At 57.8% G+C, this 12,127-nt stretch carries 11 protein-coding genes; 3 read left to right on the top strand and 8 right to left on the bottom strand.

Annotation, left to right across the window (positions count from 1 at the left end; genetic code table 11):
• Positions 1–378: 378 nt before the first annotated feature.
• Positions 379–1,011, top strand: coding sequence for a response regulator transcription factor (locus E4P01_RS08300; protein ID WP_005785278.1), 633 nt, complete (start codon positions 379–381; stop codon positions 1,009–1,011).
• Between the two features lie 82 nt (positions 1,012–1,093).
• Here the strand turns inward: E4P01_RS08300 and E4P01_RS08295 are convergent, their stop codons facing one another.
• The 4 genes from E4P01_RS08295 to metG all read right to left on the bottom strand — a co-directional run bounded on the left by E4P01_RS08295 (position 1,094) and on the right by metG (position 5,185).
• Positions 1,094–1,273 (bottom strand): hypothetical protein, encoded by a 180-nt coding sequence (locus E4P01_RS08295; RefSeq protein ID WP_005785279.1) that lies wholly within the window; start codon positions 1,271–1,273, stop codon positions 1,094–1,096.
• Between the two features lie 107 nt (positions 1,274–1,380).
• The gene (gene nth / locus E4P01_RS08290; RefSeq protein ID WP_032877527.1) at positions 1,381–2,019 is read right to left on the bottom strand and encodes an endonuclease III; all 639 of its coding nucleotides are present in this window, start codon (positions 2,017–2,019) and stop codon (positions 1,381–1,383) included.
• Positions 2,020–2,077: 58 nt separating this feature from the next.
• Complete coding sequence (gene rsxB, locus E4P01_RS08285) at positions 2,078–3,046, bottom strand: electron transport complex subunit RsxB (protein WP_032877526.1); 969 nt, start codon at positions 3,044–3,046, stop codon at positions 2,078–2,080.
• Between the two features lie 87 nt (positions 3,047–3,133).
• Positions 3,134–5,185, bottom strand: a complete 2,052-nt coding sequence (metG, locus tag E4P01_RS08280) for a methionine--tRNA ligase (RefSeq protein ID WP_216090814.1) — start codon at positions 5,183–5,185, stop codon at positions 3,134–3,136.
• Between the two features lie 172 nt (positions 5,186–5,357).
• Between metG and apbC the strand changes: the two genes are divergently transcribed.
• Complete coding sequence (apbC, locus tag E4P01_RS08275) at positions 5,358–6,452, top strand: iron-sulfur cluster carrier protein ApbC (RefSeq protein WP_032877523.1); 1,095 nt, start codon at positions 5,358–5,360, stop codon at positions 6,450–6,452.
• A 462-nt stretch (positions 6,453–6,914) separates the two neighbouring features.
• Here the strand turns inward: apbC and fdxA are convergent, their stop codons facing one another.
• From fdxA to E4P01_RS08255, 4 genes are all read right to left on the bottom strand, one after another.
• Positions 6,915–7,238, bottom strand: a complete 324-nt coding sequence (fdxA, locus tag E4P01_RS08270) for a ferredoxin FdxA (RefSeq protein WP_003208688.1) — start codon at positions 7,236–7,238, stop codon at positions 6,915–6,917.
• 142 nt (positions 7,239–7,380) lie between these two features.
• On the bottom strand, positions 7,381–9,972 hold the full coding sequence (gene mutS / locus E4P01_RS08265) for a DNA mismatch repair protein MutS (protein WP_032877521.1): 2,592 nt from the start codon (positions 9,970–9,972) through the stop codon (positions 7,381–7,383).
• A gap of 281 nt (positions 9,973–10,253) precedes the next feature.
• A complete protein-coding gene (locus E4P01_RS08260) occupies positions 10,254–10,625 on the bottom strand; it encodes a hypothetical protein (RefSeq protein ID WP_032877520.1) in 372 nt (123 codons plus the stop codon).
• Complete coding sequence (locus E4P01_RS08255) at positions 10,618–11,106, bottom strand: type II toxin-antitoxin system antitoxin SocA domain-containing protein (RefSeq protein WP_032877518.1); 489 nt, start codon at positions 11,104–11,106, stop codon at positions 10,618–10,620. The genes E4P01_RS08260 and E4P01_RS08255 overlap by 8 nt, the downstream gene beginning before the upstream one ends.
• Before the next feature lie 233 nt (positions 11,107–11,339).
• Here E4P01_RS08255 and E4P01_RS08250 point away from each other — a divergent pair, with 233 nt between their 5' ends.
• A complete protein-coding gene (locus tag E4P01_RS08250; RefSeq protein WP_177327421.1) occupies positions 11,340–12,083 on the top strand; it encodes an XRE family transcriptional regulator in 744 nt (247 codons plus the stop codon).
• The last annotated feature ends 44 nt before the right edge of the window (positions 12,084–12,127 follow it).

Below are 12,127 nucleotides of genomic sequence, written 5' to 3'. Positions count from 1 at the left end.
CGTTGAATTTTCTGTAGGAATTATGGAGATCTATAAATATGTTAAATGGAACTAATACAGACGGGCTTTCCTTGTCGTTCTGCGTGCAGCCAGGCTCCAGGCAAGGGGTATTTCCTGAAAGTCTTGTGCGGTGCGTTTACCTTCATAGGCTTATGCCAAGGACATTTCACTCAAAATATGTGCGCGTCGAGAAAAGTCTGAAAGCATCCATAAAGCCCTATACATCTAAGTTTGCGATTTTTTGTAGGCTAATTCCTATCTTCCTGTGGGTTGGGTCTCTCCCTGCCGTTGCTCGGGGTGGAATGCTATGCCAACTAGTAATCGACTAGGCTATTGTGTTTGCTCTAAATAATTCGAACAGCGAAATTGGACTTTCTCATGAATAAAGTGCTGATCGTGGATGATCATCCCGTCATTCGTCTTGCTGTGCGCATGCTAATGGAGCGTCATGGTTATGAGGTCGTTGCCGAGACCGATAACGGTGTCGATGCGTTGCAACTTGCACGGGAACACATGCCGGATATTGTGATACTGGATATCGGAATCCCCAAGCTCGACGGCCTGGAGGTGATTTGCCGGTTGGCTTCAACCAAGCAAGCCATATCGTTCAAGGTGCTGGTGCTGACATCCCAAGCCCCTGGCCATTTTTCCATGCGCTGCATGCAGGCAGGGGCGGCCGGCTATGTCTGCAAGCAGCAGGATCTTACCGAGTTGTTGAGCGCCATCAAGGCGGTGCTCTCCGGCTACAGCTACTTCCCGAACCAGGCGCTCAATTCAGTGCGTTCAACCATGGGCAATGCCAGCGAAGCTGAAATGGTTGAACGCTTGTCGGGGCGAGAGATGATGGTGCTGCAGCAACTGGCACGTGGCAAAACCAACAAGGAGATTGCCGACGGCATGTTCCTCAGTAACAAAACCGTCAGTACCTACAAGACTCGCCTGCTACTCAAGCTCAATGCCCGCTCCCTTGTGGACCTGATCGAGTTGGCCCAGCGCAACGGCTTGGTGTAGGAGGACGTTGCACCGCTCAAAACCCGTGTATCCGGCAGAAAAAAGCCTCCGTCAGGGAGGCTTCCGGTCGTTCACGCATCGATCACAGATCGAAGTCGTAATCGGCCAGCTGTTTTTGCAAGCGTCGCTCTTCCAGAAGATTGTCGATAGTGCGACGTTTGCTCAAATTGGTCTTGGCTACCTCTACAGGTGTCTCTACCGCGTCCTCATCCGACTCAGCGAGGTCGTCTTCCACTTCCAGTTGTTCTTTGCCAGCGCTCATAAGATTAACTCCGGGCTAAGACTGCCATTGGGGCTCCTTATAGCGATAATCTGCGAACGGGTAAAAAAGATTTTTTCAATCGACTGATCAAAAAAAGCAATGGTCGCTCAATCGTCGGAAGTCTTGTCCTTGTATTCACACAGATCTTCGATGCGACAGCTGCCGCAGCGGGGCTTGCGAGCCTGGCAAACGTAGCGCCCATGCAGGATCAGCCAATGATGGGAGTCGAGCAAATACGGCTTGGGCACGAACTTCATCAGTTGCTTTTCCACCTCGACCACATTTTTGCCCCGCGCAATGCCGGTTCGGTTACTGACCCGGAAGATGTGCGTATCCACAGCCATGGTCAACTGCCGGAATGCGGTATTAAGTACCACGTTGGCCGTTTTGCGGCCCACCCCTGGCAAGGCTTCCAGGGCTTCGCGCGTTTTCGGGACTTCACCACCATGCAGCTCTACCAGCAGGCGGCACGTTTCGATCACATTCTTGGCCTTGCTGTTATACAGGCCGATGGTCTTGATGTACTCGGACAAACCTTCCACACCCAGGGCGTAAATCGCGGCCGGGGTATTGGCCACGGGATACAGCTTCGCCGTGGCCTTGTTGACACCGACGTCCGTGGATTGGGCTGACAGGATCACCGCAATCAGTAATTCGAAAGGGGAGGAGTAGGCCAGTTCGGTTTTCGGTTCCGGATTGTCTTCATGAAACCTGCGGAAGATTTCCAGGCGTTTTGCGGCATTCATAGGGGCGGACGTTTCCTTGCTGGCGGTCGACGTGATGTTAGCAATGCAAAGCGCAGGTTCAGGCGTCGGTGTTGGCCTCGGCATCCTGCAGCGTCTGCTCGGCGGCGTTCAACGCAGCGCTCAAGGCTGCCAGTTGCTGCTCGCCAGCCTGCTCGGCCTGGGCCTTTTTCAACTCGGCTCGGCGCATGGCCAGTTGGATTTTTGCACGCTTGAGGTCGGCGCTCTTGGGGGGCGTTGTCGGCGGCGCACTGTTGGCCTCCAGCGCGGCAAGCGCCTGTTCGCAAGCCTCGAACTGCCGTTGCAGCATAATCAATTGCGACTGTTGCTCAAAGGTCGGGGGATGCCCAAACGCCTTCAACGATTTGTGCAATTGAGCGCGACTCATGGTGACGCTGATTTTGGCCTGCTTGATCGCGGCGTCCTGAGCGGCCTGATGATTATTGACCTGTGTCGTTTCCACCGCAGCTGCGCGTTTGGCCCGTGTCAGGCGTTCGGCGAGCTTGCAGGCTTCCTCACGTTGCAGGCGGGCGTTGCGTTGTTCGAAACGCCGTCGCGCCCGATCACGTTTGAGGTCGCGTTCACGCCGCTCGTCATCGGTGCCTGCCAAGCCGCCCACGATAGGCAGTACGTCAGCGAGCGCACGCATCTCGATACAGTCGACGGGGCAGGGGGCGACACAGAGGTCGCAACCGGTGCACTCGTCGGTAATCACGGTGTGCATCAGCTTGGCGGCGCCCACAATGGCGTCCACCGGGCAAGCCTGGATGCATTTGGTACAACCGATGCATTCGGCCTCACGGATATAGGCAATCTGCGCGGGCGCTTCCCCGCGGCTGGTGTCCAGGTCCAGCACTGGCAGGTGCAGCAGTTGCGCAAGCCCGGCGATGGTTTCCTGCCCACCGGGCGGGCACTTGTTGATGGCCTCGCCCCTGGCGATGCCTTCTGCATAAGGCTTGCAACCCGGGTGCCCGCACTTGCCGCATTGAGTCTGCGGCAGCAGCGCGTCGATACGTTGAATGAGGTTCATGCTGTGATCATAGCGTTGACGCCCGGCCCAGGGAGGTGGGCAAGCTGAAAAGCCCCGCCGTGGCAACAGCGGGGCATTTTGCAGGGATTACTTGATGCGTTGGCCCGGCTTGGCGCCGCTGTCGGGGCTCAGCAGGTAGATTTCTTCGCCGCCAGGGCCCGCCGCCATCACCATGCCTTCGGAAATGCCAAACTTCATTTTCCGTGGCTTGAGGTTGGCGATCATCATGGTCAGGCGCCCATCGAGCTTGGACGGGTCCGGGTAAGCGCTCTTGATCCCGGAGAACACGTTGCGCTGTTCGTCACCGATATCCAATGTCAGGCGCAGCAACTTGTCGGCGCCCTCCACGGCTTCGGCCTTGATAATCAGTGCTACGCGCAGGTCCACGGCGGCAAAGGCGTCGAAATCGATTTCCGGAGAAATCGGGTCCTTGGCCAGTTCGCCATTGCCCGCAGGCGCAGATTGGCCGGTATCGGTCTGGCTGGCGACCAGGTCTTCCTTCGAAGCATCGGTCATGGCCTGGACTTTCACCGGGTCAATGCGGGTCATCAAGGGCTTGAACGCGTTCAACTGATGATTACCGAGCAAGGTGGCATGATCGTTCCAGGTCAGCGGCGCCACATTCAGGAACGCCTCAGCATCGGCGGCCAGCAATGGCAGCACCGGCTTGAGGAAGATCACCAACTGGCGGAACAGATTGACGCCGGTGGCGCAGATAGCCTGAACCTCAGCGTCCTTGCCTTCCTGCTTGTTCAGCGACCACGGGGCCTTGTCGGCGATCCAGGCGTTGGCACGGTCGGCCAGGCCCATGATTTCGCGCATGGCGCGGGCGAAGTCGCGGGCCTCATAGGCGTCGGCGATGCTTGGTGCGGCGGCCAGGAAGGCGTCGGTCAGTTCCGGTGCGGCGTTCTCGGCTACCAGTACACCGTTGTTGCCCTTGTGGATAAACCCGGCGCAACGGCTGGCGATGTTGACGACTTTACCCACCAGATCCGAGTTGACCTTCTGTACGAAGTCTTCCAGGTTCAGGTCCAGGTCGTCGACACCCCGGCCCAGCTTGGATGCGTAGTAGTAGCGCAGGTATTCAGGCGACAGGTGGTCCAGGTAGGTGCGCGCCTTGATAAAGGTGCCACGGGACTTGGACATTTTCTGCCCGTTCACCGTCAGGTAGCCGTGCACGGCAATGCCGGTCGGCTTGCGGTAGCCCGAGCCTTCAAGCATCGCCGGCCAGAACAGCGCGTGGAAGTTGACGATGTCCTTGCCGATGAAGTGGTACAGCTCGGCAGTGGAGTCCTTGCCCCAGAACGCGTCGAAGTCCAGCTCCGGGGTGCGGTCGCACAGGTTCTTGAAGCTGGCCATGTAGCCGATCGGCGCGTCCAGCCATACATAGAAGTACTTGCCCGGCTCGCCCGGGATCTCGAAGCCGAAGTATGGCGCGTCGCGGGAGATGTCCCACTGCTGCAGGCCACTGTCGAGCCATTCGGAGAGTTTGTTGGCCACGGCGTCCTGCAAGGTACCGCTGCGCGTCCAGGTTTGCAGCATTTGCTGGAAATCCGGGAGCTTGAAGAAGAAGTGCTGCGAGTCCTTGAGCACCGGAGTGGCACCGGAGATCGCCGACTTGGGATCCTTCAGGTCGGTCGGTGCGTAGGTCGCGCCGCATTTTTCGCAGTTGTCGCCGTACTGGTCTTCGGTGCCGCATTTGGGGCAGGTGCCCTTGATGAAGCGGTCGGCCAGGAACATCTTCTTTTCCGGGTCGAAATACTGGGTCACCGAACGTTGGTCGATGTGCCCGGCTTCCTTCAACCGCAGGTAGATCTGGCTCGACAACTCGCGGTTTTCGTCGGAGTGGGTCGAATGGAAGTTGTCGAAGTTCACCAGGAACTCGGCAAAGTCGGCGCTGTGTTCAGCCTGCACGTTGGCGATCAGTTGTTCCGGGGTGATACCTTCCTTTTCGGCGCGCAACATGATGGCCGAACCGTGGGCGTCGTCCGCGCAGACATAAATGCATTGATTGCCGCGATGCTTCTGGAAGCGCACCCACATATCGGTCTGGATGTACTCAAGCATATGGCCAAGATGGATGGAACCATTGGCATAGGGCAGGGCGCTGGTGACGAGGATCTTGCGTGGCTCGGACATGGGGCTCGGCTACTTGATGAAACGGAGGTCGGCCACTATAAAGCGCCGGGAAATTTATTTCACCCCGTGACGCTGTTTCAGAATCTTCCGGAACCTCGAAAGCGTGCCGTTCAACCGCCGGAACGGTTAGGATAGCCGCCTGTTTCAGTCAGTCTTTTTTCGGGAGTAGCCCATGAGCGCCGTCAATCGCGCAGCGGTGGAAGCCGTTCTTCGCCAGTACACCGATCCTTATTTGAACCAGGACCCGGTCAGTGCCGGTTGTGTGCGCAGCATCGAGGTCCAGGGCGACCAGGTGTCGGTACAGATGCAACTGGGCTATGCCGCAGGCTTGTTCAAACGCGGCTGGGCGCAGATGCTCCAAATGGCCATTGAGGGCATCGACGGCGTGGGTTCGGCCAAGGTCGATATCCAATGCGTGATCGCCCCGCACAAGGCCCAGGCGCAGATCCCGGGCCTGGCCAACGTCAAGAACGTGGTGGCGGTGGCCTCCGGCAAGGGTGGTGTGGGCAAATCCACCACCGCGGCCAACCTGGCCCTGGCCCTGGCCCGCGAAGGCGCGCGGGTGGGGATTCTCGACGCCGATATCTACGGCCCAAGCCAAGGCGTGATGTTCGGCATCGCCGAAGGCACGCGGCCGAAGGTCAAGGATCAGAAATGGTTTGTACCCATCGAGTCGCTCGGTGTGGAAGTGATGTCCATGGCCTTTCTTACCGATGACAACACGCCGATGGTCTGGCGCGGGCCGATGGTTTCCGGGGCGTTGCTGCAATTGGTCACACAGACCGCCTGGGGCGACCTCGATTACCTGGTGATCGACATGCCGCCAGGCACCGGCGACATCCAGCTGACCCTGGCGCAAAAAGTGCCGGTGGCCGGTGCGGTGATCGTCACCACGCCTCAGGACCTCGCGCTGCTGGACGCCAGGAAAGGCGTCGAGATGTTCCGCAAAGTCAATATCCCTGTGCTCGGCGTCGTGGAAAACATGGCGGTGCACATCTGCTCCAACTGCGGTCATGCCGAGCATCTGTTCGGTGAAGGTGGGGGCGAAAAGCTCGCGACCCAATACGGTGTCGAGCTGCTCGCTTCGTTGCCGCTGGCGATGGGCATTCGTGAACAGGCAGATGGTGGCAAACCAACCGTGGCGTCCGAACCGGACGGGCAGGTCGCGATGATCTACCAGGAACTGGCCCGGCATGTCGGCGCGAGAATTGTCTTGCAGGAAGCTGCTGCGCCGGCGATGCCGACCATTACTGTCAGTGACGACTGATGCCTTTCAACAGTAAGCGGTGGGGGCAATGAGGCTTATTGCCCTTTTCCGCAATTGTGCGTGTAAGCATTTGCTTACCTTTGCGTAAGCGATCGGTTTTTTTATCATGCATGGACGTCTCTATTTTTTTGAGACTTTTTTCATCTCATTGAAAAACAAGACTTATTTATCTGTGTTTAGGTGTCAGAGCGTGCCAGTCGATCGAACCGGGTCGCGTTGAACTTATCTTCGAACCCTCTAACATCAGCCCTGTGTCCACGGATTGACACAGCCATCAAGGAACGATGGTTTGAAGGAACGTCGCAGGATGCGATTCATCAGGATGATGAAAAGGAATACAGGGACTAGGGAAAAAATGTGGGCGGGTCATACCGCCCCTTTTTTCGCCTGTAGAAAAGTAAAAACGCTCCCATCAGAAACGCAAAAAGGCCCGCAAGGGGCCTTTTGGGGGCGGCGACGCTATCAGCGTTCGAGGTCTGCAATCTTACCTTTTTTGCCATCCCACTCCGCTGCATCGGGCATCGGGTCTTTGCGCTCGGTGATATTCGGCCAGATTTCCGCCAACTCGACGTTCAGCTGAATAAACTCCTGCATCTCCGCAGGCACTTCGTCCTCGGAGAAAATCGCGACGGCCGGGCATTCTGGTTCACACAGGGCGCAGTCGATGCACTCATCCGGGTGAATAACCAGGAAGTTCGGGCCTTCGTAGAAGCAGTCCACCGGACACACTTCTACGCAGTCGGTGTACTTGCACTTGATGCAGTTGTCGGTGACGACGAAGGTCATTTCTAATTTTCTCCTCAGGCGGCGGCAGCGAAACCCCTTGTGGTGGGGTTCGCGAGGTTTGAGAGCGATAGTCTGCGGACCAGGCTAAAAGCCCGCAGCATCCCAAACCGCGCGAGATTCTATCAGCTTGCAAGCGTCTGCGTTATATCCGAGTCTTCAGTGCATATAACATTTCGAGCGCTTTACGCGGCGTCAAGTCATCCAGGTCAAGCTTTGCCAACTCATCCAGCACCGGATGGGGCAGGCTGGCGAACATATCGCTCTGGTGCGGCGCGGCGGGTTTCTTGCTGGCCTTGGCAGGGCTGGCGACCACGGTTTCATGGGGCAGGGCTGTGGTTTCCAGGCGGCTGAGGTGTTCGCGGGCGCGAGTAATCACGTCATTCGGCACGCCGGCCAACTGTGCTACGGCCAAGCCATAGCTCTGGCTCGCCGGCCCTGGCAGCACATGGTGCAGGAACACGATGCGCTCATTGTGCTCGGTGGCATTGAGATGCACGTTGGCCACCAGTGGCTCGCTTTCCGGCAACACCGTGAGTTCGAAGTAGTGCGTGGCAAACAGTGTATAAGCGCGCAAATGCGCCAGGCGTTCGGCCGCCGCCCAAGCCAGGGACAGGCCGTCGAAGGTGCTGGTGCCGCGACCCACTTCGTCCATCAGCACGAGACTGCGCTCGGTAGCGTTGTGCAGGATGTTGGCGGTCTCGCTCATTTCCACCATAAAGGTCGAACGGCCACCCGCAAGGTCATCACTGGAGCCGATCCGCGTGAAGATGCGGTCCACCAGGGACAGCTCGCAACTGGCCGCCGGCACAAAGCTGCCGATATGGGCCAACAACACGATCAACGCGGTCTGGCGCATATAGGTGGATTTACCACCCATGTTCGGACCGGTGATCACCAACATGCGGGTATCGTCGTCCAGCGACAGGTCGTTGGCGACGAACGGCGTGGTCAATACCTGCTCCACCACCGGGTGGCGACCTTGCACAATGCGCATGCATGGCTCGCTGACAAACCGTGGGCAGTTCAGGTCAAGGTTCAGCGCTCGTTCGGCGAGGTTGCTCAGTACATCCAGCTCCGCCAGGGCGGCCGCAGTGTCCTGCAATGGCGCCAAACGGCTGATCAAATCCTCGAGCAAGGCTTCGTAAAGCATCTTTTCCCGGGCCAGGGCGCGGCTTTTGGCTGACAGCGCCTTGTCTTCGAACTCCTTGAGCTCTGGGGTGATAAAACGCTCGGCACCCTTGAGCGTCTGGCGACGCTGATAATCGATAGGCGCCGACTCCGCTTGCTTGCTCGGCAACTCAATAAAGTAGCCATGCACGCGGTTGTAGCCCACCTTCAGGTTAGCCAGACCGGTGCGGGCTTTTTCGCGGGCTTCCAGGTCGATCAGGAACTGGCCGGCGTTTTCGCTCAGGGACTGCAGCTCATCCAGCTCGCTGTCGTAGCCGGTTTTCAACACGCCGCCATCACGGATGATCGCGGGCGGGTTGTCGATGATGGCTTTTTCCAGCAGCGCCGCGAGGTCCGGGTAAGTGCCGGCAGTCACCGCCAGCTGTTGCAAGTGAGGCGTATCCAACTCAGTCATTGCCAGTTGCAACTGCGGCAGGGCGCTCAAGGCATCACGAAGGCGCGCCAGGTCGCGGGGTCGTGCATTGCGCAGGCCGATCCGCGCCAGGATACGCTCGATATCACCGATTTCTTTGAGTTGCGGCTGCAGCTTTTCAAAGCGATAGCCATCGAGCAGGCAGGTAATAGAGGTTTGACGCGCTTGCAGCACGGTCAAGTCCCGCAGCGGACGGTTCAGCCAACGGGTCAGCAAGCGACTGCCCATCGCGGTCTGGCAGCGGTCGACCACCGATTGCAGGGTGTTATCGCGCCCGCCGGCCAGGTTGGTATCCAATTCCAGGTTGCGACGGCTGGCGCCATCGAGCACCACGGTATCGTCCAGGCGTTCATGACGCAGACTGCGCAAGTGGGGCAGGGCGGTGCGCTGGGTTTCCTTCGCGTAGCTGAGCAGGCAGCCAGCAGCGCCGATGGCCAGGGTCAGCGTTTCACAGCCAAAACCTTTAAGGTCCTGCACCGAGAACTGCTGGCACAGACTTTTCAGCGCCGAATCACGCTCGAAATCCCACGGCGCACGACGCTTGGTCCCACGACGTTTCTCCGCCGGCAAGTCCTTGGGCCAATCATCCGGGATCAACAACTCCACCGGGTTGATACGCTCCAGCTCCGCCAGCAGGTTCTCCCAGCCCTTGATCTCCAGCACGCTGAAGTTGCCGCTGGTGATATCCAGCACCGACAGGCCGAACAGACGCTCATCGCCCAACACCGCAGCGATCAGGTTATCGCGACGCTCATCCAGCAACGCCTCATCACTCACCGTACCCGGCGTAATAATGCGCACCACTTGACGTTCCACCGGCCCTTTACTGGTAGCCGGGTCGCCGATCTGCTCACAGATCACCACCGACTCGCCCAGCTTCACCAGCTTGACCAGGTAGCCTTCCAACGAGTGATAAGGAATCCCACACATCGGAATCGACTGCCCCGCCGACTGCCCGCGCGCGGTCAGGGTAATGTCCAGCAGCTTGGCGGCCTTCTTCGCATCTTCATAGAAGATCTCGTAGAAGTCGCCCATGCGATAGAACATCAACTGATCAGGGTGCTGGTTTTTCAGGCGCCAGTACTGCTGCATCATCGGGGTGTGGGAGGATAGGTCTGAAGTGTTTTTACTCATTGGGTAGTAGGCAAATTCGTTGAAAGTGATGGGGCAAAGGGGGCGCTTGGCCCAGCATTTTTTGCGATGGAGGCAAGGTTAACACGCGAGGTCGGCCCTTCGCAGGTCGCAAACGGCCAGGTAAAACGCGAAAGCGGCGTCGCCTCAAGAAGCTCCCTCGCCACAGGTTAGCGGTTTAATCAGGCATTGCAGCAGCGTTAAACAATCCGGTCAGTGCCTGGAAGATGATGAGCTGACTTTTCATATCTCAATGCAGGATGCAGATCGTGAATACGACCAAGCTATTTGGATCTACGCCCACTGGCCGGAAACAACCCTCTGATCACCCCAAGAAACGCCGCAAACAAGTTGATTGAAGTCGCCGTAGTGATGGCAATCAATACATTGTCCGAGAACGGCGCTTTACCCGAGTAATACGTCGACCAGCCATTCCACACCAGCAGGACCGCCCAGAAGATCACGCCGCAGGCAGCAAACCAAAACGCACGCCCCGCATACTTCTTGCGCAGTTGCCGCTCGGCTTTCTGGTCTTTGAGGTTCTGGCTTCTTTCATCGTCGGTGCCTATGGCTTGCTCGCCACCGGCCTGGGAGTCCTGGTCAGGCCCTGCCACGGGGGGCAGGGTGAGTTCCAGGTTGTCGAGTTCTTCACTCACGGATACGGCTCTTTGGGTGAATGAGTGCTGCCATGTCTTCCCAGTCTATGGCGGAGCCGTCGGCGCCCTTGAGGGCCCAGGCTGTGCCGTCCTCGTGGGACAGGTTGGACAGTTGGGTGCCGGACCATTTGCCGTATTTGTTAATGATCCGGTCAATCAAACGATGGGTATAGGTATCGCTCTCCGGAACCCTCGGTGTAACGAAGACAATGTCTTCGGCGTCGGGCTTCAGGTTGCTGAGCAGTGAGGTCACCGGGCGATTACCGTAGGATTTCAGCTCATGGTAAAGCGACGGAATGACCGGGCCATATTGCCAGCGGGCGAAGTGGTCATCCATCAGGGGCTGGTCTCGCTCGCGCAAATGCCAGGACTGTGTATAGAACAGCAGTTTCTGCAGCTTCATCGGGGTCAGGCCCGAAACCTTGCCTTCCTTCGCGCGTTCAATGAAGGCGTTAGCAACAGCTAGCGCTGAATAAGCCATGAGCACCTCCGTCGTTGCTGGCTAGGTGATTGACGAGTTTTATACATAGCCCCTGAATTGTCGATAAGCAAGGGAGGCTGTTCATTTGCCGCGTCTTACCTCAGGCGCTCGGAATAATAGTGAGTATTTAACTGTCTGGATATACAGTATTTTGTTTCAGGCTAAACACAATTGGATGTTTAATGCATAAATATGCAAATTAGCATTTGCCAACCTTAAAAACTCCCGTCACTATCCGCGTTATGCAAAAACGCAATGTTTCTATCGTCTTAAGAGAGCTGCTGGATCGCGACCGGATCTCCCCCACGGAGCTTCATCGGCGCACCGGCGTGCCTCAATCCACACTGTCCCGGATCCTCAGCGGCAAGATCGTTGATCCGTCGGATAAACACATCTCCCGTATCGCCGAGTATTTTCGCGTGAGCACCGACCAACTGCGCGGGCGCGCTGCGGTGGGAGCCTTGCGCGATGACGGGCGCGACCCGATGCATTCGGAACTCAAGGACATAAGCCTGTGGGACGACGACACCCCCGTCAATGATGACGAGGTGTCGATCCCCTTTCTGCGCGAGGTTGAATTGGCTGCTGGATCAGGAAGATTCGTCATCGAGGAAAGCGAAAAGGCCAGCCTGCGGTTCGGCAAGCGCAGTCTGCGGCATAACGGCGTGCAGTTCGACCAGGCCAAGTGCGTGACGGTACGCGGCAACAGCATGTTGCCGGTACTGCGCGACGGCGCCACGGTTGGCGTGAACGCCGGTAAAAGCGGCATTGGCGATATCGTCGATGGTGATCTGTATGCCATCAATCACAACGGCCAGCTGCGAGTTAAACAGCTCTACCGCCTGCCTTCCGGGATTCGCCTGCGCAGTTTCAACCGTGATGAGCATCCGGATGAGGACTACAGCTTCCAGGATATCCAGGATGAGCAGATCAGCATCCTCGGTCATGTTTTCTGGTGGGGCATGTACGCCCGCTAACCCCCTCGCGTAAGACGAAACCCGCCCATGAGCGGGTTTTTTTT

The organism is Pseudomonas sp. NCIMB 10586 (assembly GCF_023127895.1).
Taxonomy (GTDB): Bacteria; Pseudomonadota; Gammaproteobacteria; order Pseudomonadales; family Pseudomonadaceae; genus Aquipseudomonas; species Aquipseudomonas synxantha_A.
The sequence above is the reverse complement of the archived record's forward strand: the minus strand, read 5'-3'. Positions and strand labels throughout refer to the sequence as shown.

Excerpts from the sequence above, each read along its gene's own strand:
- E4P01_RS08300 (WP_005785278.1), top strand. The coding sequence starts at position 379 with ATGAATAAAGTGCTGATCGTGGATGATCATCCCGTCATTCGTCTTGCT.
- E4P01_RS08295 (WP_005785279.1), bottom strand. The coding sequence starts at position 1,273 with ATGAGCGCTGGCAAAGAACAACTGGAAGTGGAAGACGACCTCGCTGAG.
- nth (WP_032877527.1), bottom strand. The coding sequence starts at position 2,019 with ATGAATGCCGCAAAACGCCTGGAAATCTTCCGCAGGTTTCATGAAGAC.
- rsxB (WP_032877526.1), bottom strand. The coding sequence starts at position 3,046 with ATGAACCTCATTCAACGTATCGACGCGCTGCTGCCGCAGACTCAATGC.
- metG (WP_216090814.1), bottom strand. The coding sequence starts at position 5,185 with ATGTCCGAGCCACGCAAGATCCTCGTCACCAGCGCCCTGCCCTATGCC.
- apbC (WP_032877523.1), top strand. The coding sequence starts at position 5,358 with ATGAGCGCCGTCAATCGCGCAGCGGTGGAAGCCGTTCTTCGCCAGTAC.
- fdxA (WP_003208688.1), bottom strand. The coding sequence starts at position 7,238 with ATGACCTTCGTCGTCACCGACAACTGCATCAAGTGCAAGTACACCGAC.
- mutS (WP_032877521.1), bottom strand. The coding sequence starts at position 9,972 with ATGAGTAAAAACACTTCAGACCTATCCTCCCACACCCCGATGATGCAG.
- E4P01_RS08255 (WP_032877518.1), bottom strand. The coding sequence starts at position 11,106 with ATGGCTTATTCAGCGCTAGCTGTTGCTAACGCCTTCATTGAACGCGCG.